The sequence below is a fragment of the Burkholderia sp. FW306-1C-G01B genome, from assembly GCF_058781685.1.
Genome location: NZ_JBYSWZ010000005.1, coordinates 83,281 through 108,962 on the forward strand (window position 1 = coordinate 83,281; position 25,682 = coordinate 108,962).

The 25,682-nt window shown below is 69.0% G+C and carries 23 protein-coding genes; 9 read left to right on the forward strand and 14 right to left on the reverse strand.

What is annotated here, in order from left to right; all coding sequences use genetic code 11:
* The first annotated feature begins 156 nt into the window (after positions 1-156).
* Positions 157-927 (forward strand): IclR family transcriptional regulator domain-containing protein, encoded by a 771-nt coding sequence (locus tag AC3WLY_RS11995; protein WP_175959112.1) that lies wholly within the window; start codon positions 157-159, stop codon positions 925-927.
* A 96-nt stretch (positions 928-1,023) separates the two neighbouring features.
* Here the strand turns inward: AC3WLY_RS11995 and AC3WLY_RS12000 are convergent, their stop codons facing one another.
* From AC3WLY_RS12000 to AC3WLY_RS12020, 5 genes are all read right to left on the reverse strand, one after another.
* Complete coding sequence (locus AC3WLY_RS12000) at positions 1,024-3,324, reverse strand: ATP-dependent DNA helicase (protein ID WP_492308339.1); 2,301 nt, start codon at positions 3,322-3,324, stop codon at positions 1,024-1,026.
* A complete protein-coding gene (locus AC3WLY_RS12005) occupies positions 3,321-5,015 on the reverse strand; it encodes a VRR-NUC domain-containing protein (RefSeq protein ID WP_492308338.1) in 1,695 nt (564 codons plus the stop codon). Before AC3WLY_RS12005 ends, AC3WLY_RS12000 begins: the two co-directional genes overlap by 4 nt.
* 91 nt (positions 5,016-5,106) lie before the next feature.
* Positions 5,107-5,985 carry a MipA/OmpV family protein gene (locus tag AC3WLY_RS12010; protein WP_072436788.1) on the reverse strand — a complete coding sequence of 293 codons (879 nt, stop codon included), beginning with the start codon at positions 5,983-5,985 and terminating at the stop codon, positions 5,107-5,109.
* Between the two features lie 213 nt (positions 5,986-6,198).
* Entirely contained in the window at positions 6,199-6,510 is a 312-nt protein-coding gene (locus tag AC3WLY_RS12015) for an ATP-binding protein (protein WP_310140015.1), read from the reverse strand.
* A gap of 320 nt (positions 6,511-6,830) precedes the next feature.
* On the reverse strand, positions 6,831-7,130 hold the full coding sequence (locus tag AC3WLY_RS12020) for a hypothetical protein (protein WP_072436785.1): 300 nt from the start codon (positions 7,128-7,130) through the stop codon (positions 6,831-6,833).
* 143 nt (positions 7,131-7,273) lie between these two features.
* Between AC3WLY_RS12020 and AC3WLY_RS12025 the strand changes: the two genes are divergently transcribed.
* From AC3WLY_RS12025 to AC3WLY_RS12035, 3 genes are all read left to right on the forward strand, one after another.
* Complete coding sequence (locus tag AC3WLY_RS12025) at positions 7,274-7,522, forward strand: hypothetical protein (protein ID WP_175959107.1); 249 nt, start codon at positions 7,274-7,276, stop codon at positions 7,520-7,522.
* 338 nt (positions 7,523-7,860) lie between these two features.
* Positions 7,861-8,292, forward strand: a complete 432-nt coding sequence (locus AC3WLY_RS12030) for a CBS domain-containing protein (protein ID WP_034179547.1) — start codon at positions 7,861-7,863, stop codon at positions 8,290-8,292.
* A gap of 109 nt (positions 8,293-8,401) precedes the next feature.
* Positions 8,402-8,914 (forward strand): PRC-barrel domain-containing protein, encoded by a 513-nt coding sequence (locus AC3WLY_RS12035; protein ID WP_310140005.1) that lies wholly within the window; start codon positions 8,402-8,404, stop codon positions 8,912-8,914.
* Positions 8,915-8,936: 22 nt separating this feature from the next.
* Here AC3WLY_RS12035 and AC3WLY_RS12040 read toward each other — a convergent pair whose 3' ends face one another.
* Positions 8,937-9,557 carry a DUF4142 domain-containing protein gene (locus AC3WLY_RS12040; RefSeq protein WP_425130949.1) on the reverse strand — a complete coding sequence of 207 codons (621 nt, stop codon included), beginning with the start codon at positions 9,555-9,557 and terminating at the stop codon, positions 8,937-8,939.
* A gap of 121 nt (positions 9,558-9,678) precedes the next feature.
* Positions 9,679-11,670, reverse strand: a complete 1,992-nt coding sequence (locus tag AC3WLY_RS12045; protein ID WP_492308337.1) for a hybrid sensor histidine kinase/response regulator — start codon at positions 11,668-11,670, stop codon at positions 9,679-9,681.
* Positions 11,671-12,058: 388 nt separating this feature from the next.
* Here AC3WLY_RS12045 and AC3WLY_RS12050 point away from each other — a divergent pair, with 388 nt between their 5' ends.
* Positions 12,059-13,096 carry a sigma-54 interaction domain-containing protein gene (locus AC3WLY_RS12050; RefSeq protein WP_175959103.1) on the forward strand — a complete coding sequence of 346 codons (1,038 nt, stop codon included), beginning with the start codon at positions 12,059-12,061 and terminating at the stop codon, positions 13,094-13,096.
* 30 nt (positions 13,097-13,126) lie between these two features.
* Here the strand turns inward: AC3WLY_RS12050 and AC3WLY_RS12055 are convergent, their stop codons facing one another.
* Together AC3WLY_RS12055 and AC3WLY_RS12060 are read right to left on the reverse strand one after the other, a co-directional pair.
* Positions 13,127-14,926, reverse strand: coding sequence for a methyl-accepting chemotaxis protein (locus tag AC3WLY_RS12055; RefSeq protein WP_175959102.1), 1,800 nt, complete (start codon positions 14,924-14,926; stop codon positions 13,127-13,129).
* Between the two features lie 342 nt (positions 14,927-15,268).
* Positions 15,269-15,523, reverse strand: a complete 255-nt coding sequence (locus AC3WLY_RS12060) for a DUF3562 domain-containing protein (RefSeq protein ID WP_175959101.1) — start codon at positions 15,521-15,523, stop codon at positions 15,269-15,271.
* Here AC3WLY_RS12060 and AC3WLY_RS12065 point away from each other — a divergent pair.
* Positions 15,516-16,004, forward strand: a complete 489-nt coding sequence (locus AC3WLY_RS12065; protein WP_492308336.1) for a hypothetical protein — start codon at positions 15,516-15,518, stop codon at positions 16,002-16,004. The genes AC3WLY_RS12060 and AC3WLY_RS12065 overlap by 8 nt on opposite strands.
* 83 nt (positions 16,005-16,087) lie before the next feature.
* A complete protein-coding gene (locus AC3WLY_RS12070; RefSeq protein ID WP_492308335.1) occupies positions 16,088-16,522 on the forward strand; it encodes a hypothetical protein in 435 nt (144 codons plus the stop codon).
* Between the two features lie 517 nt (positions 16,523-17,039).
* On the opposite strand, the gene AC3WLY_RS12075 is transcribed toward AC3WLY_RS12070, so the two are convergent.
* The 5 genes from AC3WLY_RS12075 to AC3WLY_RS12095 form a co-directional block, all read right to left on the reverse strand.
* Positions 17,040-17,975: a universal stress protein gene (locus AC3WLY_RS12075; protein ID WP_492308334.1), complete on the reverse strand. Its 936-nt coding sequence runs from the start codon at positions 17,973-17,975 to the stop codon at positions 17,040-17,042.
* A gap of 216 nt (positions 17,976-18,191) precedes the next feature.
* On the reverse strand, positions 18,192-19,574 hold the full coding sequence (locus AC3WLY_RS12080) for an amino acid permease (protein ID WP_175959098.1): 1,383 nt from the start codon (positions 19,572-19,574) through the stop codon (positions 18,192-18,194).
* 441 nt (positions 19,575-20,015) lie between these two features.
* Positions 20,016-21,041 carry a DedA family protein/thiosulfate sulfurtransferase GlpE gene (locus tag AC3WLY_RS12085; RefSeq protein ID WP_175959097.1) on the reverse strand — a complete coding sequence of 342 codons (1,026 nt, stop codon included), beginning with the start codon at positions 21,039-21,041 and terminating at the stop codon, positions 20,016-20,018.
* Positions 21,042-21,229: 188 nt separating this feature from the next.
* On the reverse strand, positions 21,230-21,736 hold the full coding sequence (locus AC3WLY_RS12090; protein ID WP_175959096.1) for a cupin domain-containing protein: 507 nt from the start codon (positions 21,734-21,736) through the stop codon (positions 21,230-21,232).
* Positions 21,737-22,104: 368 nt separating this feature from the next.
* Positions 22,105-22,575 carry a universal stress protein gene (locus AC3WLY_RS12095; RefSeq protein WP_072436774.1) on the reverse strand — a complete coding sequence of 157 codons (471 nt, stop codon included), beginning with the start codon at positions 22,573-22,575 and terminating at the stop codon, positions 22,105-22,107.
* Positions 22,576-22,895: 320 nt separating this feature from the next.
* On the opposite strand from AC3WLY_RS12095, the gene AC3WLY_RS12100 reads away from it, so the two are divergent.
* Both AC3WLY_RS12100 and AC3WLY_RS12105 read left to right on the forward strand, forming a co-directional pair.
* The gene (locus AC3WLY_RS12100; RefSeq protein ID WP_310139989.1) at positions 22,896-25,010 is read left to right on the forward strand and encodes a PAS domain S-box protein; all 2,115 of its coding nucleotides are present in this window, start codon (positions 22,896-22,898) and stop codon (positions 25,008-25,010) included.
* Positions 25,007-25,654: a response regulator gene (locus AC3WLY_RS12105; protein WP_034179559.1), complete on the forward strand. Its 648-nt coding sequence runs from the start codon at positions 25,007-25,009 to the stop codon at positions 25,652-25,654. Before AC3WLY_RS12100 ends, AC3WLY_RS12105 begins: the two co-directional genes overlap by 4 nt.
* Positions 25,655-25,682: the final 28 nt, after the last annotated feature.

Here is a 25,682-nt window from a genome sequence, read left to right on the forward strand (position 1 = left end):
CTTGGACTTTGGATATACATTGATGATTGTATATCTCCCATATCCCGTCTGCAAAGTCGGGGCATAACGCATGCAGCGCGGGCCCCACCGTTCGATCTGCGCGATAATCGCCCACTCCCGCGCGATCACCGCGCATGACGGCACCGCTTCCCGACGATGAACAAGCCCGAACTCGACCGACGCGACTGGATTGCCGGCCTCGAAAAAGGCCTGATGATCCTGGAAGCATTCGACAGCCAGCACGCGCGCATGACGCCCACGCAGGCCGCCGCGCGCACCGGCCTCACGCGCACGGCCGCGCGGCGCTACCTGCTGACGCTCGAATCGCTCGGCTACGTCTACACCGACGGCAAGCTGTACGGCCTGACGCCGCGCGTACTGCGGGTTGGCTGGTCGTACTTCGACTCGGCGCGGCTGCCGCGCACGGTCCAGCCGTATCTGCAGCAACTGAGCGCGTCGTTGAACGAATCGGCGTACGTGAGCGTGCTCGACGGCTGGGAACTCGTGTTCATCGCGCGCAACGGCGTGTCGCGCGTGATGACGACCGGCTTCGTGCTCGGCGCGCGCGTGCCGGCGCCGCTGACGTCGCCGGGTGTCGTGCTGCTCGCGCATCATCCCGATCGCGAGGCCGTGCGCGCGTGGCTCGACGATACCGAACTGCCGCCGTTCACGCCGCACACGATCACCAACAAGGCGCGCCTGCTCGAACAGGTCGACCACGCGCGCGACGCCGGTTTCGCGGCGATCGAACAGCAACTGCAGGTCGGCGTGCGCGGGATCGCGGTGCCGCTGAAGAATCGTCACGGCGAAGTCGTCGCCGCGCTGAGCACGAACATGCCGATCGGCACGGAGACGACCGACGCCGCCGTGCGGCGCGTGCTGCCGTATCTGCAGGAAGCCGCGCTGGCGATGCTGAACGTGCTGTAGTGCCCCGCCCGGGCGACGCCTGCTACACCGCTACGCAAAGAACGGATAGCGCTTCTGCGCCGCAACCGGCAGTCTGCCGGCCGGGCAACTTCTCCTTCACCCGATCCGCCACCACCGCGGCAGCAGATCGCGCACTTCCCGCCGCCGGTAACGATCGTCGATCAGATGCACGACGCCTTCGTCGTGCTCGGTGCGGATCACGCGCCCGGCCGCCTGCACGACCTTCTGCAAGCCCGGATACAGGTACATGTAGTCGTAGCCGTTGCCGAAGCGTGCGTCCATCGCGCGCCGCATCTGCTCGTTGACATCGTTGACCTGCGGCAACCCGAGCGTCGCGATGAATGCGCCGATCAGCCGTTCGCCGACCAGGTCCACGCCTTCCGAGAACGCGCCGCCCAGCACCGCGAAGCCGACGCCGCGCCCGCCCGTGTCGAAGCGCGCGAGAAACGCATCGCGTTCGCTTTCGGCCATGCCGGGCGCCTGCGCCCACACCGGCACGTCCGGATGGCGCGTCTGCATCAGCGCGACCACGCGCCCCAGGTAGTCGAAGCTGCTCAGGAAGCCGAGGTAGTTGCCGGGCCTGGTCGCGTATTGCGCGGCGATCAGGTCGGCGATCGGTTCGAGCGAACGGTCCCGGTCGCGCCAGCGCGTCGATACATGGCTCGCGACGCGCACCGTCAGTTGCTCGGCGCGGAACGGCCCGTCGACGTCGAGCCAGCCCGTGTCGCCAGGCAGCCCGAGCGTGTCGCGGTAGAAATGGAACGGGCTCAGCGTGCCCGAGAACAGCACGGTCGCGCGCGCGGCTTCGTAGCGCGGCGCGAGAAATCCGGCCGGGATCACGTTGCGCACGCACAGCGTCGACTGGACGCGGCGCCGGCGGCCGGCCGACGCGACGCCGTCGAGTGCCGGCTGGCGCGGCATCGGTACGCCGTGCAGCGTCGCGTCGAAGATCGACGCGCTGTCGAAGGCTTCGGCGAGCACGCCGAACTGGATCGCCTCGAAATGAAAGCGCAGCAGCGCGTCGCCGTTCGCGCGCGGCGCGTCGGTCAGGTGTTCGCCGATCGCCGCGACGAGGTTCTGCACGGCCGACACGATCGGGCCCGGAATGTCCGGATACGCCGTATAGCGTTCGGCCTGCGCGCGATTGACCGTGCCCCATGCGCGGGCGAGCCGGTCAAACGCCTTGCGCAGCGCCGCGGGCGCGGCTTCGCGCGCGGCCGCGAACGCGAGCGGATCGAGCGACGCGCTGTACATCTTGCGCGCGCGGTCGAGCAGGTTGTGCGCTTCGTCGACGAGCACGCCGACGCGCCACTGGTTCTGCTGCGCGAGCGTGTGCAGCATCGCGCTGCCGTCGTAATAGTAGTTGTAGTCGCCGATCATCATGTCCGACCAGCGCGCGAGTTCCTGCGCGAGGTAGTACGGGCAGACGTCGTGCGCGAGCGCGGCCGCACGCACGGTATCGCGATCGAGCAGCCCGGCGCCGATCGCCGCGTCGCGCGCGGCCGGCAGCCGGTCGTAGAAGCCTTGCGCAAGCGGGCACGATTCGCCATGGCACGCTTTGTCCGGATGCTCGCACGCCTTGTCGCGCGCGACGAGCTCCAGAACGCGCAGCGGCAGCGCGGGCGTGCCGGCGCCGAGCGTCGTCGCCGCTTCGAGCGCGAGTGCGCGTCCGGGCGTTTTCGCGGTGAGGAAGAACACATGGTCGAGCTCGCCCTCGCCGCACGCCTTCAGCAGCGGGAACACGGTGCCGAGCGTCTTGCCGATGCCGGTCGGCGCCTGCGCCATCAGGCAGTGCTCGTCGCGCGCCGCGCGATAGACGGCAACCGCCAGCTCGCGCTGGCCGCTGCGGAACTGCCCATGCGGAAACGCAAGCGCGCGCAGCGCCGCATCGCGCGCCGCGCGATGGGCCGTCTCGCGCTCGGCCCAGCCGACGAAGCATGCGCACTGCTCGGCAAAGAACGCCGCGAGCGTGGGCGCGTCCAGCGTTTCCGTCAGCACGGTCTCGCGCTCGGACACGATGTCGAAATACACGAGCGCGACGTCGATTTCCGCGAGGCCGCGCGCGTCGCACATCAGGTGCGCATAGACCTTCGCCTGCGCCCAGTGCAGCGCGCGGTGGTTCGCCGGCATCGCGTCGAGGCTGCCGCGATAGGTCTTGATTTCCTCGATGCGGTTCGCCACGGGATCGTAGCCGTCCGCGCGGCCGCGCACGGTGAGCGTGCCCCACGTGCCCGTCAGCGCGACCTCGGTTTCGTAGCGCGCGCCGCGGTTCGACGTGACCGCGCCGTGGCCGGCGATGCCTTCGAGCGCGGTCGGCGCAGGCGTGAAGCGCAGGTCGAGATCGCCGCGCCGCGCGGTGAACTCGCACATTGCCCGCACCGCGACGACGTAGCTCACGCGGACAGCCTCGCCGCGTCGGCGTGCGCGCCGCCCGCGCCGGCCCACTCGACATCGACGACGCGCACCGGCATGCCGTGCGCGACGCAGTACGCGAGCCAGCGCGTCTGGTTGTCCTGCAGCCGGTCTCCCGGGCCCTTCACCTCGATCAGTTCATAGCGGCGCTCGCCGGGCCAGAAGCGGACGAGATCGGGCAGCCCCGAGCGGTTGCTGCGGATATCCGCGAGCAGGCGCGCGAACCACAGCCGCAGGTGCTCGGGCGGCAGGCACGCGAGCGCCTCGTCGAGCAGTTCGTCCGTCAGCACGCCCCAGAACACGAACGGCGACTGCAGCCCCGCCTTCGTCGAGTAATGCCGGCGGATCGTGTCGCGATACGCGCCCGAATCGAGCTGCGCGAAGCAGGCGGCGAACGCGTCCGCGCGGCGTGCAGCGAAATCGGGCGCGTGCAGGTCGGCCGGGCCGCGCTGGAACGGGTGGAAGAACGCGCCGGGCACGGCCGCGAACACGGGCTCCCAGCACAGCAGCCCGAACAGCGAATTGATCAGCGTGTTTTCGACGTAATGGACCGTCGACGCCGGCTGCGCGAGATGGTCGCGCACCGCGAATTCGACGCTGACGAACGCGTCGGGGCGCGCCAGCACGAGCGTCTCGCGCGGCACGTCCGGCGCGGCGGCCGCGCGTTCGACGCGCTGGCCGACGCGGCGCTGCAGGCGCGGCAGCATGCGCTCGACGCGCTGGCGCTCCTCGTCGCTCTCGAAACCGCCGCGCGCATCGAGCGCCAGTGCGAGCGCGTCGTCGTCGCGCCCGCAGCGCTCGAGCACGCGGATGCGCCGATGGCGGCTGCCGGGCCATGCGCTGCGCGTGTAAGCGTCGAGCGCGGCGGCCCAGTCGGCGCGGCGCTCGCAGGTCTGCCCGAGCGCGAACAGCAGCTTCGCGCGACGCGTCGCGAGCCACGGCTGCGCACAGCCCACCGCGTCGATCGCGCGCAGCAGGTCGTCGAACGGCAGATCGTCGGGCCACGCGTCGAGCGCGTCGCGGCACATCTGCAGCGCGAGATACGCGTCGACGTCGTCGCGCTGCTGGAACGCACGCGACGACGGCGCGATCGGCACGCTTTCGTACTGGAACACGCCGAGATCGGCGAGCACGAATTCGCTCCAGTCCTGATGCAGATTGCCGAAGAACATCAGGCGCAGCCGGTCGCACAGCGCGCCGACCGTCACGCGCAGCACGCGGTCGCCGGCCTGCGCGCACCACGCGTCGAGCGGCTGCGCGGCGTCGTGCGCGGGCCGCAGCCGTTCGAGCCATTCGGGCTTGCGCTCGCCCGCATGCGCGGCGAGCGACGGGAAGATGCGCAGCAGGTCGGCCTTGGTCGACAACGCGAACAGCTCGTCGGGCGTCAGCGCGGGCGCTGGATCGACCCAGCCAAGCTCGACGAGCGGCGCGGCCGCATCGAGCGTGCAGCCGATTTCGTCGTACGCGAGCTTGCTTGCGCGGAAGTCGGACCCGCTGCGCATCAGCATCCGCACCAGCAGCGCGCGCGATGCCTGCGGCAGCGACGCGAAATCGCGAACGAACGCCTGCTCCCGATGGTCGAGCAGGTCGTCGTAACGCTCGCCGAGCCAGGCCAGCGCGCGTTCGAAATTGGTCAGGTAGTAAAACGACGGGGGCGTCGGCGAAGCAGGCGTCACGGGAATCGATCACTGTACGTTTGTACAGGTCGGAATCATATCAAATGTGACGGGAATTGCCGCACGCCGCCGCCCGGCCAGGACGCCGGGATCAGAACTGGTAATTCACCGACATGTCGAACACGCCGTTGGTCGACTGCTGCGTGATCGGGCTGCGCGCCGCGCGGCCGACGAGCTGCTCGATCGCGCCGTCCATCGTCACGAACCAGTGCTTGTTCACGAACCAGACCATCGTCACGCCCAGGCCAGCCGACTTGATCCCCGCGCCCGACGAATAAGCCGGCAGCCCCGAGCGAGCGGCGGCGCCCTGGCTCACGCCGAACCAGCTGTTCATGTAGCGCGAGTCGGCGAACGACACGGTCGGCCCCGCGAACCAGAAGAAGTTTTCGTTGCTGCCGGGCATCGGCATGTATGCGGAGAAATCGCCGGTCCAGCCGTTCGAGCCGCCGATGCTACGGCGGACATCCGCGCGCAGCACGAGCGGGAATTCCTTCGAGATCACGTAATCGGCCGCCAGCTTCATCACCGGCGCCGCGTTGATGTTGTCGAGGCCGTTCAGGTGGCCGAGATCGTCGGCCGAGCGGCGCCCGAGGTCATAACCGACCGACAGGCTCACGCGCCAGTTCGGCCCGCGCAGCACGTTCGCGCCCAGCCCCTCGCCCGTCGACAGGAAGAACAGGTCGCGATAGCGAATGTCGAGATTCGGGCCGCCCATCACGCGATAGCGGTCGGAGCCCGCGTAGCGCGGCTGCAGCGTCATCGCGGCGCCGACGCTGACCTGCCAGGTGGAGACGGTCGGATCGAACAGTTTCTCGAGCGGCACGCCTGCCGAATATTGCCACTCGCCGAGCGGCGAAGGTGTCTGGGCCGACGCGTCGCGGGCGCCGGCCGCGGCAAGCGCCGCGCATGCCGACAAGCCGGATACGAACCGGCGCGCGCCGGGTGACAGTAACGGGCGGGCAACAGTCATCAAGGCGGTCTCCGTCGGTTGCGCGAAACGAACCTGAGGAAAAGCGCATCGCAGCCTCTTCGGCTGCAGCGGCTGGCAAGGCAGCCTGCGGCGCGAACGTAGCGTGCGCTGAATTAACGGACATCCTACGCGACGCGCGCGCAGACGCAAAGCGCCCGCTGCGCGCGGGCACTTTGCCGCCTTCCGGAATGGATGGGGGGAAGCGTTGCCGGATCAGAAACGCTCGACGTGATAGTCGCCGGCCAGCGCGGCCGGGCTGCGCGTCGACATCATCCGCGAGAAGCCGTCCGCGAGCCGCCCGAGCGCGAGCTGTTTCTGGCTGGCATCCCAGTGCGTATAGGTATCGTATGCGGCATCGTCGAACGATACGGTGACGGCGACCGGGCGGCCGCTGGCGCGAAAGCCGATATGCAGCACGCCGCCGGGCAACTCCTCGATGTGATAACGCAACGCGCGCGATTCGAAATAGCGGCCCAGCACCTGAGCGATCGCGCGCTTGTCTGGCGATTGCACGTGAATGTCCATGATGGTCCTCCTTTCAGTGGTCGTGCGGCCGGTTGCGGCGCACCGCGCCCGCCCGGCATCCGCATCGGCGGCGGGTGCGACGGCGGATCGCCGTGCGGCAGCCCGTCGGGCACGGGCGGATCGACGGGGTCGTCGCGCCCGGGCTGCGTCGGATCGGGGTCGACGTCGGGTGTCGGTTCGGGGCGGTGCAGCGTGAATGGCGTCTTCATGTCACTCCTGCGCGACGGCGCACATCTCGATGGCGCTGCGGCCGTACGCAAGCGGCGTGCCCGCTCCCGCGCCGTGCCCGTTGCCCGATCCGGCCTGACGCTGCCGTGCGGTCAGTCGTCGTAGGCCGCCATCACCAGCCACATCGTGCGCCCTTCCGCGATCAGCCGCACCGCGAGCGCGAACGGATCGGACGGCGAGCATTGCGCGACGAGCGCCCGCTGCGCGCGTTCGGGACCGTCGTAGACGACGTCGTTCAGCTCGCGCACCTCGTCCTTGCCGTCGAACATGCGCCGTTCGGGCCGATAGACCAGCGATTCGCGCTTCCACGCGTCGAACCGCTCGCGTACGTGGCCGAAATCGCCGCCGCATACGTTCGCGTCGTAACGTATTCTTTCCTTGGTTGCATTCATCACGATGTCCTCTCGTCCACGCCGGCGGCGCGCGGGTCATGCCCGTCGCACCGGCCGGCGTCCCCCGGCGTGCAAGCGTCGTGCCGCCGATGCCGCGCAGGCACGGCGCTTGCGCCCGCATCAACGAACAAGGAGGTTCGACCATGAACGTTCACGCCCCCGGCCGCCGCGACGCCGTGTCACCGGCTGCCGGCCTGCTCAGGCTCGCCACGTCCCGCCCGCCGCCCAAAGACAAGACGGAGGAGCGCATCGACGAAGGGCTCGAGGAGACGTTCCCGGCCAGCGATCCGCCCGCCGTCGGCGGTGCGACGCGTATCGACCCCGCCAAGCCGTCCGGCAAGCACGAACGTCGTGCGCCGCACGTCCCTTCCCCGCCCCGCGATCACGGCTGACGGCGGCACCCGGCTCGCGATGCATTGCGGCGCATCGGCGGGCCGGCGGAATCCGGAGCGATCTGATGAAGATCCTTGAACGCCGATGGCATGAAATCAGCGGCGCCGCCGGCGTCGCGACGCTGGCGGCGATCGAAAGCGCCGTGGTGCTCGCGATCGTCGCGATAACCGGCATCGGCCACTGACATCGCTTGCCGCCCGTTCGCGACTGCCGCCGTGGAAGATGTACAAGCGGGCTGGCAAATTTCTCCGTCGTCCGGCCGACAACGGCCGGCGTGCGCGGAGCGCGCGCGGCACGGTATCTGCTCCTGAATCGATTCGCTCACGAAGGAGGCTTCATGTATCGCGTCAACGAGATCATGTCGCGCGACGTGGTGTGCGTCGCGCCGACCGATACGATTCGCCATGCGGCCGAACTGATGCAGCGCTTCGATATCGGCGTGCTGCCCGTTTGCGACGGCACCGAACTCGTCGCGATCGTGACCGACCGCGACCTCGCGGTGCGGGCGCTGTCGCACGGCCATTCGTCCGATACGCCCGTGCTGGCGGTCGCATCCGCACCCGTGCAGTGGTGCGTCGAGGACGACGGCGTCGGTGATGTCCAGCAGCGGATGGCCGACGTGCAGTTGCATCGGCTGCCGGTGCTCGACCGCAGCCTGCGGCTCGTCGGCATCGTGTCGCTCGGCGATATCGCGACGCGCGCGGGCGGCCCCGAGCGCGACGAGCTCGCCAATACGCTCGAGGACGTGTCGCTGCCGCGTCGGCGCTGACACACGCGCGCTCCGTCGTTCCGCACGACGGCCCGCTGCCCGGGTGCGACGCGCACACGCATGCGTTTCGCGCGTGCGCCGGGTTGCCGTTTCGACCAGGAGGTTTTCGATGACAACGGACAAACCGTCGCGCGACGCCGCGCGCATTGTCGGCGCCGGCCGCCGCCCGCACGCACGCGGGCCGGGGCCCGACGTGATGGCCGCCCGCACGCTCGAAGGCGATCGCGTTCTGACGGTGGACGGCGACGACATCGGCAAGGTCACCGACATCATGCTCGACGTGCGTTCCGGCCGGATCGCGTACGCGGTCGTCGCGTCGCGCGGCGGGAGCGGGAGCGGGAGCGGCGACAAGCTGCTCGCGGTGCCGTGGAACGCGCTGATACTCGACGTCGAGCGCAAATGCTTCGTGCTGCCCGTTGCCGCCGAGCAGGTGCGCGACGCACCCGGCTTCGACAGGAACCGCTGGCCGGCCATGGCCGATCCGGCCTGGGCCGAGGCGCTGCATGCGTACTACGGCAGCGCGCCGTACTGGCTGATCGAGGAAGGCGAAACGGCGCTCGACTCGCCGCCGTACGAAGCGTCGCCGGGCGGCCCCGAAGACGAGGGCCGGCGCAAGCGTTGAAATCGGCCGTCTGCAACGCGATTCAGTGCGCGGCCGCCACCGTCTGCGCGAGCTTCCGCGCGGCGGCCAGATGCGCGTTCAGCGTCGGCAGCGCGCGGGCCGCGAATGCGCGAAGCTGCGGATCGCGGCCGTTGCGCGCCTCGGCTTCGTAGAGCCGGATCGCCGCCTCGTGCGTGCGCGGGCCCGCCAGCGCGACATAGGCCGTGTCGAACGCGCGGCCATCCTTCGTTCGCAATGCCGTCACTGCCGGATCGACAAGCATCCGCGTCTGGACCGGTACGCCCTTTTGCGCGCCAAGCTGCCGCAATTCGGCGGCGATGCGCGTGAGATCGTCGATCATCCGGCGCGCGAAGGCCTTTACGTCCGGGTTCGACGAGCGGTCGAGCGCGAGCTGGCTGGCCTGTCGTTCGACCTTGCCGAGCATCGCGGCCTTGTCGACGAATTCGGCATCGATGCCGGTCGGCCGCTGCGTCATGGCGGCCTCGTCGGCGGTCGGGCCGGGGCTGACGACGCCCGGCTCGACCTGCACCGACGAAGCAGGCGGCGCCTGCGCGTGCGAGAGCGCGAACGCCAATGCGCCGGCGGCGGCCAGCGCGCCTGCCGCCGGCCGGCGTTCGTCCCGGTTCATCCGATTCGTTTTCATCCGGGGACCTCCGTATGCGAGACGGAGCGGGCCGATCGCGCGGTTTCCCGTCACGCGGAACGCTCGGCCGACGTAAGGAAATCGGTCCACGCGCCGCTGCTCCATGCGCCCGCCGTGTCCGCTACCGGTCGCGCACTTTCCCGTCGCGTGAATCGTCCGGCGCGACGTCGACGATCACGCTCGCCAGCGTCGGCATGTCGACCGGCTTGCACAGATACGCGTCGAAGCCGGCGGCCAGCACGCGGTGACGGTCGGCCTTGCCGGCGTGCGCGGTGACCGCGACGACCGGCAGGTGTCCGCCGCCGCCCGGCAAATGCCGAATGCGGTCGAGCAGCCAGAAGCCGTCGCCGTCGGGCATCGCGAGATCCGACAACACGACGCTCGGCGGATGCCGTTCCACCACGTCGAGCGCATCGTGCCCCGACTGCGCGGTCGATACCTGCGCGCCCATCGTTTCGAGTGCCGCGGCGAGGCTGGCGCGCGACGTCGCGTCGTCGTCGACGATGAGCACGCTCCGGCCGTCGAGCGCGGCCGCGGCCGGCCGGCCCGTCGTGCGCACCGGTTGTGCGACCGGATCGTCTGCGTCCCAGCCGGCCGGCAGCGTGACCGTCACGGTCGTCCCGCGTCCGGCGCCCGCACTCGTTGCGACGACGTCGCCGCCATGCAGTTGCGCGATGTTGCGCACGATCGACAGGCCGAGCCCGAGGCCGCGTTTCGGCGAAGCGAACGCGCCTTCGGGCCGGTTGAACGTCTCGAACAGGTGCGGCAGGTGTTCCGCCGCAATGCCTTGCCCCGTATCGGCGACCGACAGCCGCACGCGCTCGCCCGCTCGCGTCAGCGACACGGTGATGCGCCCGCCCGGCGGCGTGAACTTGATCGCGTTGGACAGCAGGTTCGACAGGATCTGGCGCACGCGCTCGCCGTCCGCCGAGATCACGCAGGTCGGCATCGAGTACTCCGTCGACAGCACGAGCCCGTTCGCCCGTGCCGTCGCGTCGAGTTCGCGCGTGGCGTCGCGCACGACCCGCACGAGATCGACCGGCACGTGTTCGAGGCGCAGCCGGCCCGTCGCGAGCGACGACGCGTCGAGCAGGTCGCCGACCATGTGAGACAGCGATCGCGCGCTGCGATCGATTGCGTCGATCGCCTGTTGCGCGAAGCCCTGCCCGTCGACGTTGCGCAGCACCTCGACCCAGCCGTAGATCACGTTCACCGGCGTGCGCAGCTCGTGCGAAACCGTGGCCAGCAGTTCGTCCTTCAGCCGGTTCGACGAGTCGGCCTGCGCACGCGCGTCGCGCGCGCCGCGCAGCGAACGCAGATCGCGCCGCTCGTCGCGGCGGCGTTCGCGCGCTTCGCTCAGCGTCATCGACAGGCCCGTGCAGTTGCCCTGCGCATCGATGATCGGCGACGCGGCAAAGGTCGCACGAAAGCGGCCGCCGTCGCCGCGCACGCACAGCACGTCGAGCGGCCCGACAGGCGCATGCAGGTTCGCGAACGATGCGGGCACCGGATGCCGCCGCAACCAGCGCGGCGCGATCATCGAAACGATGTCGCGCCCGGTCGCTTGCGCCGCGTCGATCCCGAAGATCCGCCACGCGGCCGGATTCCAGCTCGTGATCCGCCGCGCGGCGTCGACCCCGACGATCGCATCGGGCGACGCGTCGACCACACGGCGCAGCTGGCTGTCGTCAGGCGCGCGCGCGGCGGGCGCGGGCTCGCGGCGCGGCGGGCGGGTATTGCCGTTGCCGTCGTCATCGATTTCGCGCGGACGCAGACGATCGTTCGCGAGCAATGGCTTCACGGCCGTCACGAGCATGCACTCGACGAAGCCGATCGCGACGAACGTGCCGGCCTGCGCGAACAACGTGGCCAGCGGCGCATCGCGCCACCACAGCATGCCGATCACGGCCACGCTCGTAACGGTCGCGGCCAGGCCGCCGCCGAATGACGTCAGCCACGCAGCAGCCGCAACGGCCGCATAGAAAGGCAGCGGCGCAATTGGCGCGTGCTCGCCGACGACGCGAATCGCCCACGCCTGCAGCGCGGACGCCAGCCCGACGGCCAGCACGACCCATGCACCCTGCCGTAACAACTCACGGTTCAGGGTCCTCATTGCATCCTTGCATCGCGCCGGCTCCCGTCGCGCGGCATCGTGCCGCTTGTCGGCCATCCGGCATTGTCGTCGAGCGTGCCGAGCGAGCATGGTGGTATCAGCAAGCAACATGCCCGATGCGCGCCTGGGGCGGTGTCCGGACCGAGGATGGTCGGACCGGCGTCATGACGGCCGTCTGTTCGGTCGCAGCCGGTCCGGCACCGGTCGAAGTCGCGGTCCGCCCGGGAGGAATGCAATCGCAACCGGCTTTTTCATCGGGTTTCTGTAAAAAGGCGCCGGTGGATCGTTCCACGGGTTCGCGGAAAGACCGATGGGCGATTCCTTCCGCTCACGCCGCGCACATTGGAAATTCCTATTCAGCGGCACCTTCGCAGCCGTTTCGCTGTCGATGACAAATATTGCAATGAACGGAACACGTGATGCCGATTTTCAAAACGGCCCGCTAACGCCGATGGTCGAACCCGCAAACCGGTCGAAGCAGTGCGCAGACGGCCGCCGGTTGTCCGGACGGTCCTCCGCGATGCGCACGCTGCTCGGCCGCATCGAGAAAATCGCTCCGACCCGCGCCAGCGTGATGATTGCCGGCGAAAGCGGGGTCGGCAAGGATATCGTCGCGCGCCGGCTGCACGATCTCAGCGCGCAGCGGGACGGCCCGTTCGTGCCCGTGAACTGCGGCGCGATTCCGCCCGATATTGCCGAGTCGCAACTGTTCGGGCACGAGAAAGGCAGTTTTACCGGCGCGATCGCGCAGCGGGAAGGTTTTTTCGAAGCCGCGCGCGGCGGCACGCTGCTGCTCGACGAGATCGCGGAAATGCCCGCGGCGCTGCAGGTGAAGCTGTTGCGGGCAATCGAGTCGAACGCGATCGTGCGGGTGGGCGGCACCGAGCCGATTCCGCTCGACGTGCGGATCATGTCGGCCACCCGCCACAATCCGGCCGACGCCGTGCGCGACGGCCGGCTGCGCGAGGACCTGTTCTACCGCCTCGCCGCGTTCGCACTGTACGTGCCGCCGCTGCGCCAGCGCGACGGCGACATCGAGACGATCGCGCTGGAATTCGTCGATACGCTGAACGCGCGGCACCGCTCGCACAAGCGGCTGACCGACGCGGCGATCGCGGCGCTGCGCGCGTATTCGTGGCCCGGCAACGTGCGCGAGCTGCACAACACGCTCGAGCGCGCGTACATCCTGGCGGACGACGGGATCGACGTCGCGCTGCCGAAGCAGGCGATGCCGCCCGACCGCACGTCGGAGAGCGCAATGGCGCTGCCGCTCGGCGCGACGCTGCACCACGCGCAGCAGCGCTTCATCGCGGCGACGCTGCGTCATTTCGACGGCAACAAGCCGCGCGCGGCGAAAGCGCTCGGGATCAGCCTGAAGACGCTCTACAACCGGCTCGCGCTGATGCGCGACCGAGGCCGCTCGTGAGCGGCACGGCCGCGCATCCGGCGTGCCGCGTCACGCGACCTTGAACTGCCCGACCGTCGTCGCCAGCGCGTTCGCCTGCGACTGCAGCGCGGTTGCGGCCGCCGTCGACTGTTCGACGAGCGCCGCGTTCTGCTGCACCATTTCGTCGAGCTGCGTGACCGCGCGATTCACTTCCTGGATGCCGCGCGTCTGCTCGTTCGCCGCATGCGTGATCTCGGAAATGATCGTCGTCACGTTCGACACGTTGGACACGATCTCGCGCATCGTGTCGCCGGCCTGACGCACCTGCCCGGACCCGGCCGACACGCTCGCGACCGTCGATTCGACCAGCACCTTCACTTCGCGCGCGGCCTGTGCGCTGCGTTGCGCGAGGCTGCGCACTTCCTGCGCGACGACCGCGAAGCCGCGGCCCTGCTCGCCCGCGCGCGCCGCTTCGACGGCCGCGTTCAGCGCGAGGATGTTGGTCTGGAATGCGATCCCGTCGATCACGCCGATGATGTCGCCGATCCGGCCCGACGCTTCCTCGATCTTCCCCATCGTCGCGACGACGTCCGACACGACCACGCCGCCGTGCGACGCGATCCGCGACGCGGCTGCCGCGCGTTCGTCGGCCTGGCCGGCGGCTGCCGCCGACTGGCCGACGGTCGCCGTGATTTCTTCCATCGAAGCGGCCGTTTCCTCGAGGCTCGCCGCCGCCGATTCGGTGCGCGACGACAGGTCCTGGTTGCCCGCCGCGATTTCGTTCGCAGCCGTGCGCACCGATTCGCTCGCGTCGCGGATCTGGCGCATCACGTCGTTCAGCTTGTCGATGAAGCTGTTGAACGAGCGCGCGATGTCGGCGACTTCGTCGCGGCCGTCGGCCGGCAGGCGCTGCGTCAGGTCGCCCGCGCCCGAGCCGATCGCGGCCATCGCCTGACGCACCAGCGACAGGCGGCGGAACGCGGTCGCGGTGATCGCGCCGATGATCAGCGACGCGACGCCGACGATCACGATCAGCGTGATCAGCGACGCGGTCAGCAGCGAGCGCATCCCGGCCGTCGCCTCGGTCTTGTCGAGCAGCACCAGCGCGTACCAGTCGGTGCCCGGCACGGGCCGCGCGCGCACCAGCTTCGCCTCGCCGCCGACACTGACCTCGACGGGCGCGGTTGCGGCCGCGATCGACGCGGCGCTCGTCGCGCCGAACTCGGGCGACACGTCGGCGACCGGCTTCAGCGTGAGCTTCGGATTCGGGTGCGCGACGACGTGGCCGCTGCTGTCGATCAACATCCCGAAGCTCGCGGGCGTCGGGTGGATCGACTTCACGTTCGCGATCACGCTGTCCATTGCGACGTCCGCGGCGACCACGCCCTTCAGCGCACCGTCGCGCAGGATCGGCACCGCGAACGTGACGACCAGGTTGCCGGTGCCGGCGTCGACGTAAGGCGGCGTGACGACCGGCTTGCCGGCCTGCGCGGCCTGCTTGTACCACGGGCGGCCGGTCGGATCGTAGTCGGGCGGGATGCCGGTCGGGTCGGAGAAGCGGAACGCCTTGTCGGCATAACCCGCGTAGACGTTCGTGAAGCCGCCGGCCGCGGCCATCTGCTTGAACACCGGCAGCGGATCGGGTGCCAGCGCGGCATCCTGCAGCGACGCGATCATCCGGCTCCGGGTGGCGACCCAGTCGGCGATCCCGACCACGTGGCCGCTCGCGACGGAGGTCAGGTTGCGGTCGATCGCGTCGTCGTTGTACGAGCGTGCGATGAAGTAGTTGATCAGCGTGGTGGCGACGAGCGCGAATACGACGATGGCGACGCACGCGGCAAGGATGCGGGCGCGGATGGAGGAGAACATGGCAACGACTCGGTAAGGGAGCGCGAACGCGCGGTGGACCAGTTCACCGGGTAAACGGCAATCGCGCCGCTTACTTGAGGCCGTTGCGACAATTCAGCGAAATGTATGACGAAACGCCGCCGGCTGTCGGCGGATCGTCAGGAGACTGCCGTGCCTGACCGGTGCCCGCGCGCAGGTCGCCGGGCGCGGCGACGGTGCCGACAGCCTCGTGCGCGGAAATCGCCGGGCGTTTCGGGTTGGCCGGCTCGCCGTCGACCGCATGCGTGAAGGTCGAGCGGGATTTGACCGCGGCCCGGCGACGGATCGGGTAACGCCCGCCGCGTCAGCCGCGGCGAGCGCCCGTCATAGACGATGGCTCGGGCGCGGATCGGATTCAGCGGGCGACGTATCGGCCCGCGTGTCGCTGTCGAGATCGTCCTGCTGGCGCATCCGTTCGCGCAGGTGCCGGATCGCGAACACGTGGATGTAGTCGTGCACACGCGCGCCGGACGACAGCACGCGCACTTCGTCGTCGAGCATCGCGCGCAACTGGTCTGCGCCGATCGCACGCTGTTGGGCGGCTTCCTTGAGTGAATCGAGCAAATTGTCCTTGGACATCGACGAACTCCTGACGGTCGAGGAACGAAAAGATGACGGTACTGGAAGTTTAGAAACTGGACGGCTGCGCGGCGTACGATGCGCCGGAGCATATTTGCGCGCGATCAACGGCACGTTGCGTGCCGCCGTGCCGATCCGTCTCCGGACCGGCCGCGCCCGGTTCGCGGCGCAAACCGCCCGCGAACGAAACTGCAAGCCCTGCCACGCCACCCCGGGCGCGGCACCGGTCGACGGGCTGACGATGGAACGCCGCGCGACGCCGATGCAGTTGGGGAACTTAGACCGGCCGAAATCATGCGTCAAGCGACGTCTGCGGCACCCCGCTCATTCGTCGGAACGAACGCGCGGATCACGGCAGATGCCACCGCACCCGCCGATCGGCCGCCACGCGTGTCAGCGGATTCCGATACGCACCGCGCAATGCCTGACAGCGACTTCAGCGCACGCTGCTTGGCAGCGCGTTGTCGCCGCCCGATACTGATGGCATGAACAAAGCGTTCATACCGGGTCATCGCCCAGCCGGCCATCGAGCCGGCATGCGGGGTCCGGCGCGGGAGACCAACCATGACACATCGCAACTTCGCAGGCCGGGACGGCCAGCGGCACGCGTCGGGCAATGCGCGCGCCCTGCCCGCCCGGGTCGGGTCAGCCGGCATCCGTCCGTCCGACGATCTCGACACCTTGCTCGCGCTCGCACGCGAAGCCGGGCTGCTCGTCATGCTCGACGGGCAGATCGGTCGCGAAAAATACCAGAGCGTCGCGGGGTCGGTACTCGCGCTGCAACGGTTCGCCGCGGCACTCTGCGCGCGGGCCGCGGACGACGCGCCGGCCGTTTCGGAGTCGCGCCGGAAGGCGCGCCCCGGCTGGCCGCATGCGAACCGGCTGCGCAATCGCACATGCGGCGTGTGCGCACCGCTGCATGTCGTGCGCCGACGCCCGCATGTACGCCGCGGTGCCGGCCGCCAGCACACTCTGCGGTCGACTCTTCGCACCCTCTGAGCGCGCACGCAGCAGGCACGGCACGGGGCCGTGCGATGGCCTGGCTTCTACAGGGCCTGCAGCGTGCCGCGCATGTACGGCGATGCCATGCATGCCGCGAGCATCCGCCGGCCCGAATCGACTGCGCGCCATGACGGGCCATCGCGTGCCGTTCCACACGGCAGCATTCACGACAATTCCTGCGGGGAAAAGAAATCTGACGGGGCCGGCAATGCGGAAAGCGGACGGGGTGACTCGCACCCCGCCCGTCCTCCAAGGCAGCCATCGGCTGCCTACCCTCGTGCCAGAGAGTTCCGGGTCGGACGATGCGCCATGCAATGCGAGGCGCGGCTCCTGAAAAGGATGGGTCGGCGACCAACGCGCCGTCGATCGATGCCCGCGTTCATGCGCGACTGTCATTACATTTGCACGACAGACCGGCCGCATCGGCGGATATTCAATGAATGTCTCACGCGATGCGCATGCCGTTTCTGATGCAGGTCAACCAAGGCCCGTTTCGTGCGTGACAGCGCGCCATTCACTCCGCGCCACGCACGAGCAAGACAGGCACTTGCGCGAGGTGCGCAACGCGGCGCGCGACGCTGCCGATCAGCCAGGCGGCGATGCCGCGCCGGCCATGCGTGCCGACCACCAGCAACTCCGCACGCCAGTGCACGGCGTCGCGCATCAGCGCATGGGCCACGTCGTCGCTGGTCGGACGCGTTTCGACGATACCGCGCTTGGTCGGGTTACCGGTCGCATGGAACAGCGGACCGACCTTCGCGAGTGCATCCTCGCCCTCCGCACGGTACGCATCCTCGAGCGCGCGCACCGGCACGAAATCCGTCAGACGAACCGCGCGATCGATCACGTACGCCGCATACAGCAACGTCGTCGGCGCCGCGAAGCCGAGCCCGACAAGCACCGCGTGCAGCGACGGCTCGCTGCCGTCGACCGCGAACATCAGCCGCTGCAGCGTGCCGTCCGACGGACGTGCATAGCCGGCCGGCACGATCAGCAGCGCGCAGCGCGCGCGTGTCGTCAGCGTGTCCGACATCGCGCCTTCGACGAGCCGCAGCAGCCCGTGATGCGGATTCGCGCCGACCACGAGCACGTCCGCGCGCCACGCCAGCGTGTCGTTCACCAGCGCATCGGCGACCGTGCCGCCCGTGACCGACGTATCGACGACGACCTGCTCGACCTCGATGCCGCTGTCGTCGAACAGCGCCGCGATCCGCGCGTTGGTGGCTTGCGCCTCGCGGATCATGTCCTCGCGCGCCGACGTCAGCAGCGCGTCGATGCGCGGGATGTCGGGCAATACGAGGCGCGGGTTGTCGATCGTGCAGACGATGCGCAATCGCATGCCGGCACGCAGAAGCGTGCGCGCGTAGCGCGCGGCGGCCAGCGATTCGGGCGTCGGATCGACGGCCAGCGCGATTCGCGCGAGCGTCGGGATGGACTGGGCAGGCTGCATGGCGAAGGCCTCCGTGCGGGCGCGTCGTCGCGGAACGACGACGGGAGCTTCGCGCGGAAGCGGCGCGCGACGGCCGGGCGGCCGAACGGCTGGCGCGGTCGCGGGGATCGCCGGGTGACCACGCGAAGCGCGGACAAGCAATGCGTTCAGCATAGGACGTCCGGCCCACGCGCGCATGATCGTGATCAACGATCGCGCAGCCCCTGCCCGTACTGCTTACGACTTCGTCGGCACCGATGCAGCCGGACGGTTCGCGTAGAACAGTGCATACGCGATGCCGAGCAGCACGATCCATACCGGCCCGATCACGAGCGCGACGCGCGTGTCGGGCGTGAACGCCATCAGCACGACGACCAGCGCGAGAAACCCGAGCGCGATGTACGAACCCAGCGGATAGAACGGCACGCGGATCGGCAGGCGCGCGATCTTGTCGGCTGAAAGCGTGCGGCGAAAGCGCATCTGCGCGATCAGGATCACGCACCACGTCCAGATCGCGCCGAACGTCGACACCGACGTGAGCCACGTGAACACGTGCTGCGGCGCGAGATAGTTGAGCAGCACGCCGATCAGCAGCAGCGCGACCGACACGATCACGCCGTACACCGGCACGCCGTTGCGGTTCACGCGGCCGAGGCTGGCCGGCGCCTGGCCCTGCTGCGCGAGGTTGTAGAGCATCCGCGCGGTGCTGAACAGGCCGCTGTTGCACGACGACAGCGCCGCGGTCAGCACGACGAAGTTGATGATGCCGGCGGCGGCCGAAATGCCGAGCCGCGAGAACGTCATCACGAACGGGCTGCCCTGCGTGCCGATCTGGTCCCACGGATACAGCGACATGATCACGAACAGCGCGCCGATGTAGAAAATCAGCACGCGCCAGAACACCGAGTTCACGGCCTTCGTCAGCGACTTCTCCGGGTTGCGCGCCTCGCCGGCCGTGAGGCCGAGCATTTCGACGCCGAGATACGCGAACATCACGATCGGCAGCGCGGCGATCACGCCGCCGATGCCGTTCGGCATGAAGCCGCCGTGCGCCCACAGGTTCGAGATGCCGGTCGCGACACCGCCGTTGCCGATGCCGAACGCGATCATCAACCCGCCGCCGACGATCATCAGCACGATCGTGACGATCTTGATCAACGCGAACCAGAACTCGAATTCGCCGTACAGCTTGACCGCGATGAAGTTCACCGAGCCCATTGCCATGAGCGCCGCGAGCGCCCAGATCCAGTTCGGCACGCCGGGGAACCACATGTGCATGTAGACGCCGACCGCCGTGATTTCCGCCATGCAGGTGACGATCCACACGAACCAGTAGGTCCAGCCGGTCAGGTAGCCGGCGAGCGGGCCGAGGTAGTCGCGCGCGTAGCGGCTGAACGCGCCGGCGACCGGATTGGTGATCGCCATCTCGCCGAGGGCGCGCATGATCAGGAAGATCGCGATGCCGCCCAGCAGGTAGGTCAGCAGGATCGCCGGGCCGGCCGTGCGGATCGCGGTGGCCGAGCCGAGGAACAGGCCGACGCCGATCGTCGCGCCGAGCGCCATCAGGTTGATGTGCCGCTCTTCCAGCCCGCGGTGCAACTGGTCTTCTGGTTGTTTCAAGTCCGTCTCCTTGCAGCCGCGCGCGGGCCGCCGTCATTGTGTCGATGTCAATGCGCGACCGTTCATGCCGATCTCGGCAGCCGAAAACGAAATAATCTCCGCCGTCGTTTTCCGAATGAGAAACGACACGGGTGCTGCGTCAATTCGATTGGAATCGCCGCGGATTATCCGTATTCTCCGGAACAATCCGGAAAACGGATCGGGCCTTTCACGGAATACGCCCGTGCGGCCCGTACGACGCGGCTGTGCGCGTGACGAGCGGCAACGGGATCAATCGCTTTCGGCGCGAACGAGCGCGCGTCGAATGTGCGCGATTAGGCGCACGCAATATGCAGGCGGGATTATATGAATGATCGGAGGTTTCATGCCAGCCGATTTTCTCAAATCGCTATGCGTGAAACCGCTGGCGGAATTCGAATGCGCGCGACGCCGCGCACGCATTTATTTGGACAGCGTCGCCCTCACCGTATATTCGCCTTCGAGCGCACCGTGTTCGGGCCGCACGAAATAGCGCGACGAATCGAGATCGGCCGGCAGCGGCTCGACTGGATAGCCGTGCTTCTCCCACGCATCGAGGCCGCCCTTCAGCGCCCGGATGTTGTGGATCATCTTCTTGCGCTGCATCTTCGCGATGATGCGTTTCGCGGTCGCTTCGTTCGGGCACACGCAATAGACGACAATCGGCCGCTTCAACACTTCCGGATCGAGCAGGTCCGGCGAATCGAGGTCGACCGGCACCGCACCGGCGATCCGGTACGGTTCGCGCTCGCGGATCGCCTTCGGCCGCGCGTCGAAGATCAGCGGCGGCTCGTCCGACGTCATCATCTCGACGAGCTGCGGCGGCGAGATGCGCACCTGCGCGAGATAGCGGCGGAACTGCACGCGGCGCACCCAGCGGTACAGCAGGAACGTGATAAAGATCGCGAGGAACGCGTCGAGGATCGTGCCGCCGCTCGCGCGCACCCACAGCACGAACTGGACGATCTGGTCGTGAATGGCCGCGCCGCCGACGAGCCAGAACGCGGCCCACAGCGACGCGCCGGCCAGATCCCAGAACAGGAATACGCCCACGCCGATCGCGGTCGTGCCGAGCAGCGGCGCCGACACGAGGCCGAGGCCCGGCAGGAATTTGGACAGCACGAGCAGCGGCGCGCCGTATCTTTCGAATACGTTACGCGCGAAGCGCAGCGTCGTGTCGAGCGACAGCGAGAAGCGCACGAGGCCGTTCAGCAGGCGCCGGCCGCGCGTGCGGCCCATGAAGAACCACAGCGAATCGGCGAGCATCGTCGCGCCGATCGCCGCTGCGAACATGCTGGCCCAGGACGCCTGCCCCATCGCCGCCATCGTGCCGCCGAGAATCAGCATCGGCACGGCCGGCACCGGCACGCCGAGCTGCGTGATCAACACGCTCGCGAACACGGCCCACGGGCCGAGCGACGATGGAATTGCAATGGGAAAGTGCCACACGGCGGCGCTCCTGGAAGACATGCGGGCCGCGCGACGGGGGCCGTCGGACCGGCTGCGCAACGGCCGCCGCGGCACGTCCGCAGCAGACCTTGTGCATCACGCGCATTCTAAACGGGTTTGACCGGAATCGCGCGGAACACACGCCATCGTCACGGGCTTCAGGCCGACGGCTGCACCACTTGCGACAGTTACGCGTCCGGGCGCTGCGCGAGCCTTGCGACGTGCTCCGCGTAGTCGGGAAACGCGGCTGTCAGCATGGCCGCGTCCGCCAGCTCGAATTCCGCGAACTCGAAGCCCGGTGCAACCGTGCAGCCGACCAGCGCGACGTGCTCCGGCGACGCGCAGCGCGCGCCGAACCAGCGCCCGGCCGGCACGACCGTCTGGAACACGGTGCCCGGATGCGTGAGCGGGTTGCCGAGCCGGTGGATCGTCAGCCCGTCGCGCTCGTCGAGCACCCACACCTCGAGCGGATCGCCTGCGTAGAAATGCCAGACCTCGTCGGAGCGGATCCGGTGCCACGACGAATAGGCGCCGTCGCAAAGCAGGTAGTAGATCGCGGTCGATGCGGCGCGCGGTGCACCGTCGGCCGGACGCACGACCGAATCGGCCGCACGGTAGGTTTCGCGGAAATAGCCGCCCTCGGGGTGCGGCTGCAGGTCGAACTGGCGGATCAGGTCGGTGGCGGAAATCGGCATGGCGGATGACGTCGGCAAGGTAGGAATCCGGCATCCAGCGTATGGCCCGGTTCGTCGCGGATGCGACCGGGTGCCGCCGGATACCGCTGCGTCGATCGCCGCGGCCATGCGCGCGGCGAGGAATCGGACACGGTCGATGCTGCCAGAACTGCGGGTCGGGATGCAACCCGCGGGCGCGCAATGGCGCCTATGCGTGCGCATCCGGGGCGCCCTCTCGTCCGGACGACGCATGCGTCGAACGCGACAGGCGCACTCGCGCGCGCTGCGCCGATCAGCGCGTCGCGCGTTCCATCAGGCAGACATCCGGCAAAGGCGCGCGGCAGTCTCCTGCCCGCAACCGCTCATGCGTCAGCAACGCACCGCATGCATCACGCGGTCGCCGGCGCGCCCGGCTCGCTGTGCCGCACCAGCAGCACGGGCCGGTCGGCCGTGCGCAGCAGCGATTCCGCGACGCTGCCGAGCAGCAGCCGGCGCAGCCCGTGCCGCCCGCTCGTGCCCATTACGATCAGGTCGGCGTCGGTTTCGGCCGCCGTGCGCATCAGCACCGTGGCGACATCCTCGCCGTACGCGTCGAGCGCGCGCACGGTGCCCGGCACGTGCTGCTGAGCGAGCTCCGCTTTCGCAGCGTCTAGCACCGGCGTCGCAGCGGCGGTGGCCGCCGCATCGCCGTCGCGCTCGGCTGCGAAGCCCGCGTCGACGTCGACGAGCTGCGGCCGATGCTCGACGACATACGCGCAGGTGACCTCGCCGCCGGACGCCGCCGCGATCCGGATCGCCTCGTTCAGCGCGAGACGCGCGCTCGGGCCGCCGTCGAGCCCGACGAAAATCCGCTTGTACATGGTCCGTCCCTCCGACCGGGCATGCGTCGCGCGTTGTACGACGACGGCCCGTTACCGCAAGCCGGCCCGTTGCCGGCTCGCCTGCCGAACAGTCTGCCCCACGTGCCGACGCGCTCGTTGACGCGCGTCAAGCGCGGCCGGCGCGCCCGCTGCTCCACGCCGTTTGCCGCATTTTCAGCTGACCCTATTACATAAAACGTGTAAAACGCGCACAATTTCATCTTCAAAATAGACGCTGTACGCAGCCGGTGCGAGTTTTGCCCGGTTTTGCCGCGCTGCCCGAGTGCTGCGGGCCGCCCCGACAACAGAATGGCCATCGAATGACCGCCAGTGGAACCCCGACGCGTGATTCCCGAGGGCCCACGCGCCTCCAGAGCATGTTACGCCAGCCGCTTGCGGCTGGCATCGTCGCGCTGTGCGCCGGCGCGGTGCTGTCGCTCGGCGTCGCGCTGCTGGTGCGCGAGCAGTGGCAAGGCGCCGTCCGTACGCGCTTCGAGCGCCGCACGACGCACGTGACCGCGATGCTGCGCCACGAGCTGCAGTCCGGTGTCGCCGTGCTCGAAGGCGCGCGCGGCGCATTCAGCCTCGTCCCGGAAATGACGCCCGAGCAATGGCGCCGGTATGCGGAGACGCTCGATCTCGACAGCGGCCGCTCGCCGGTGCGGCAGATCGGCTATGTGCCGCTGCCGCCCGCGACACGCAGCGCCCTCGCCGGCTCGAAACCGATGCCGGGCGGCGCGCTCGCGGCCGCGGCGCTCAGCGCGCCCCCGTCGAGTTCGCCTGTCGTGCGCTTCGGCGCGTCCGACGCAGCGCCGCTGGCGCGCGCGCTGCAAACCGGCGACATCGCGCTCGGCGTTCACCCGGCCGACGACGACACGTCCCGCGACGCGCGCACCCTCACACTGTTCCTGCCCGTGAGCGCCTCGCCGCATGCGGCCGCCACGCCGTCCGGCACGCGCGAAGCCGGCGCCGACGGGATGCTGTTCGCAGCGCTGAGCCCGCGGCGCCTGGTCGAGCGCGCACTCGACGCGGAACGCGGGATCGACCTGTGGATGACCGCCGGCGGCGATCCGCGCGCGATCGCCAGCGTCGAAACGACGACCGACGAGGCATTGGCTTCGCCCGACCTGTTGCGGCGCACCGACGTGCTGAATTTCGGCGGCACCGTGCTGACGCTCGCCTATTCCGCCGACGGCCGCCCGAGCGCAACCGGCGCGCAGCGCGCGGCCGGCACCGTGCTTGCCGCCGGACTGATCGCGTCGTTCGCGTTCGCGGCGCTCGTCCATGCGCTGATGCGCGGCCGGTCCGGCGCCACGGCCGATTCCGGCGCGAGCAGCCGCGGCATCCTCAACGAGGCGCGGATGATGGGCATTATCCGTTCGTCGATGGAAGCGATCATCACGATCGACGAGAAGCAAACGGTCGTGATCTTCAATCCGATGGCCGAGCAGGTGTTCGGCGTGTCCGCGATGGAGGCGATCGGCGCGCCGCTGTCGCGCTTCATCCCCGAGCGGTTCCGCGCCGCGCACGCGAGGCATGTCGACCAGTTCGGCGTGACGGGCGTTTCCGAGCGGCAGATGGGCCGCCAGCGCGTGCTGTTCGGGCTGCGCGCCAGCGGCGAGGAATTTCCGATCGAGGCGTCGATCTCGCAGATTCGCGACGCGTCGGGCAAGCTCTATACGGTGATGCTGCGCGACATCACCGAGCGGCTGCGCGCCGAGAATGCGCTGAAGCAATCGCGCGAGGAATTGCGCGAACTGTCGGCGAACCTGCAGAACGTGCGTGAAGAAGAAAAGACGCGCATCGCACGCGAGCTGCACGACGACCTCGGCCAGCAGCTCACCGCGCTGAAGATGGACCTGTCGGTGGTCGAGCAGCAGTTACGCGTGCCCGGCCGCGCGCAGCCGGACGAAGGCATGCTGTCGCACCTGCAGGGCATGCGGCGGCTGATCGACGCGACGGTCGCGTCGGTGCGGCGCATCGCGGCCGACCTGCGGCCGGTGATGCTCGACGATCTCGGCCTCGTGCCCGCGATCGAATGGCTCGCGAACGATTTCACGAACCGCTACGGGATCGATGTCGAGCGTCACATCGAAACGGGCGGCCTTACGTTCACCAGCGCGGGCGCGACCACGCTGTTCCGGATCGTCCAGGAAGCGCTGACGAACGTCGCGCGCCATGCGGATGCGACGCGCGTCGCGTTGCGGCTCGACATCGAGGACGGCTTCTGCGTGCTGCGCGTCGCGGACAACGGCCGCGGCGCGGCGCCCGGCGGCACGGTCCACGAGGACAAATCGTTCGGCCTGATCGGCATTCGCGAACGCGCGCACATGCTCGGTGGTACCGTGACGATCGACACCGCGCTCGCGCGCGGTTTCTCGATTACCGTCGCGTTACCGCTCAGTACCGTCCAACAGGAAACCCTCATCACATGATCAAGGTGCTCATCGCCGACGACCATACGCTCGTGCGCGACGGTCTGCGGCACATCCTCCAGAACGCCAGCGGATTCGAGGTGGCCGGCGAAGCCTGCGACGGCCCGTCGACGATTGCGCTCGTGCGCTCGACGCCCGCGCAGGTGCTCGTGCTCGACCTGTCGATGCCGGGCCGCAACGGCGTCGAACTGATCAAGCAGATCAAGGACGAGAAGCCCGCGCTGCGCGTGCTCGTGCTGACGATGCACGCGGAACAGCAATATGCGGTACGCGCGTTCCGCGCGGGTGCGTCAGGCTATCTGACGAAGGAAAGCGCGAGCGCCGAATTGGTCGGCGCGGTCACGAAGGTGGCGTCGGGCGGCGTCTACGTGAGCCTCGCGATGGCCGAGCAGTTCGCGCAGAGCCTGAACGAGCCGGCCGAGACGCTGCCGCACCAGCGGCTGTCCGATCGCGAATTCGACGTGTTCCGACGGATCGCCGCCGGCCAGACGCTGACCGAGATCGCGCACGCGCTGTGCGTGAGCGCGAAGACGGTCAGCACCTACAAGACGCGAATCCTGGAAAAGATGCAGATGCCGCACGAAGCGGCGCTGGTGCGTTACGCGATGCGGCACAAGCTGCTCGACGAAACGGACGACGTGTAACGGACGACGTGTAACAGAGGATCGCGAA

Coding starts and splice junctions, on each gene's coding strand:
- AC3WLY_RS11995 (WP_175959112.1), top strand. CDS start 157: ATGAACAAGCCCGAACTCGACCGACGCGACTGGATTGCCGGCCTCGAA.
- AC3WLY_RS12010 (WP_072436788.1), bottom strand. CDS start 5,985: ATGACTGTTGCCCGCCCGTTACTGTCACCCGGCGCGCGCCGGTTCGTA.
- AC3WLY_RS12015 (WP_310140015.1), bottom strand. CDS start 6,510: ATGGACATTCACGTGCAATCGCCAGACAAGCGCGCGATCGCTCAGGTG.
- AC3WLY_RS12020 (WP_072436785.1), bottom strand. CDS start 7,130: ATGAATGCAACCAAGGAAAGAATACGTTACGACGCGAACGTATGCGGC.
- AC3WLY_RS12025 (WP_175959107.1), top strand. CDS start 7,274: ATGAACGTTCACGCCCCCGGCCGCCGCGACGCCGTGTCACCGGCTGCC.
- AC3WLY_RS12030 (WP_034179547.1), top strand. CDS start 7,861: ATGTATCGCGTCAACGAGATCATGTCGCGCGACGTGGTGTGCGTCGCG.
- AC3WLY_RS12035 (WP_310140005.1), top strand. CDS start 8,402: ATGACAACGGACAAACCGTCGCGCGACGCCGCGCGCATTGTCGGCGCC.
- AC3WLY_RS12040 (WP_425130949.1), bottom strand. CDS start 9,557: ATGAAAACGAATCGGATGAACCGGGACGAACGCCGGCCGGCGGCAGGC.
- AC3WLY_RS12045 (WP_492308337.1), bottom strand. CDS start 11,670: ATGAGGACCCTGAACCGTGAGTTGTTACGGCAGGGTGCATGGGTCGTG.
- AC3WLY_RS12050 (WP_175959103.1), top strand. CDS start 12,059: ATGACAAATATTGCAATGAACGGAACACGTGATGCCGATTTTCAAAAC.
- AC3WLY_RS12055 (WP_175959102.1), bottom strand. CDS start 14,926: ATGTTCTCCTCCATCCGCGCCCGCATCCTTGCCGCGTGCGTCGCCATC.
- AC3WLY_RS12060 (WP_175959101.1), bottom strand. CDS start 15,523: ATGTCCAAGGACAATTTGCTCGATTCACTCAAGGAAGCCGCCCAACAG.
- AC3WLY_RS12070 (WP_492308335.1), top strand. CDS start 16,088: ATGACACATCGCAACTTCGCAGGCCGGGACGGCCAGCGGCACGCGTCG.
- AC3WLY_RS12075 (WP_492308334.1), bottom strand. CDS start 17,975: ATGCAGCCTGCCCAGTCCATCCCGACGCTCGCGCGAATCGCGCTGGCC.
- AC3WLY_RS12090 (WP_175959096.1), bottom strand. CDS start 21,736: ATGCCGATTTCCGCCACCGACCTGATCCGCCAGTTCGACCTGCAGCCG.
- AC3WLY_RS12095 (WP_072436774.1), bottom strand. CDS start 22,575: ATGTACAAGCGGATTTTCGTCGGGCTCGACGGCGGCCCGAGCGCGCGT.
- AC3WLY_RS12100 (WP_310139989.1), top strand. CDS start 22,896: ATGACCGCCAGTGGAACCCCGACGCGTGATTCCCGAGGGCCCACGCGC.
- AC3WLY_RS12105 (WP_034179559.1), top strand. CDS start 25,007: ATGATCAAGGTGCTCATCGCCGACGACCATACGCTCGTGCGCGACGGT.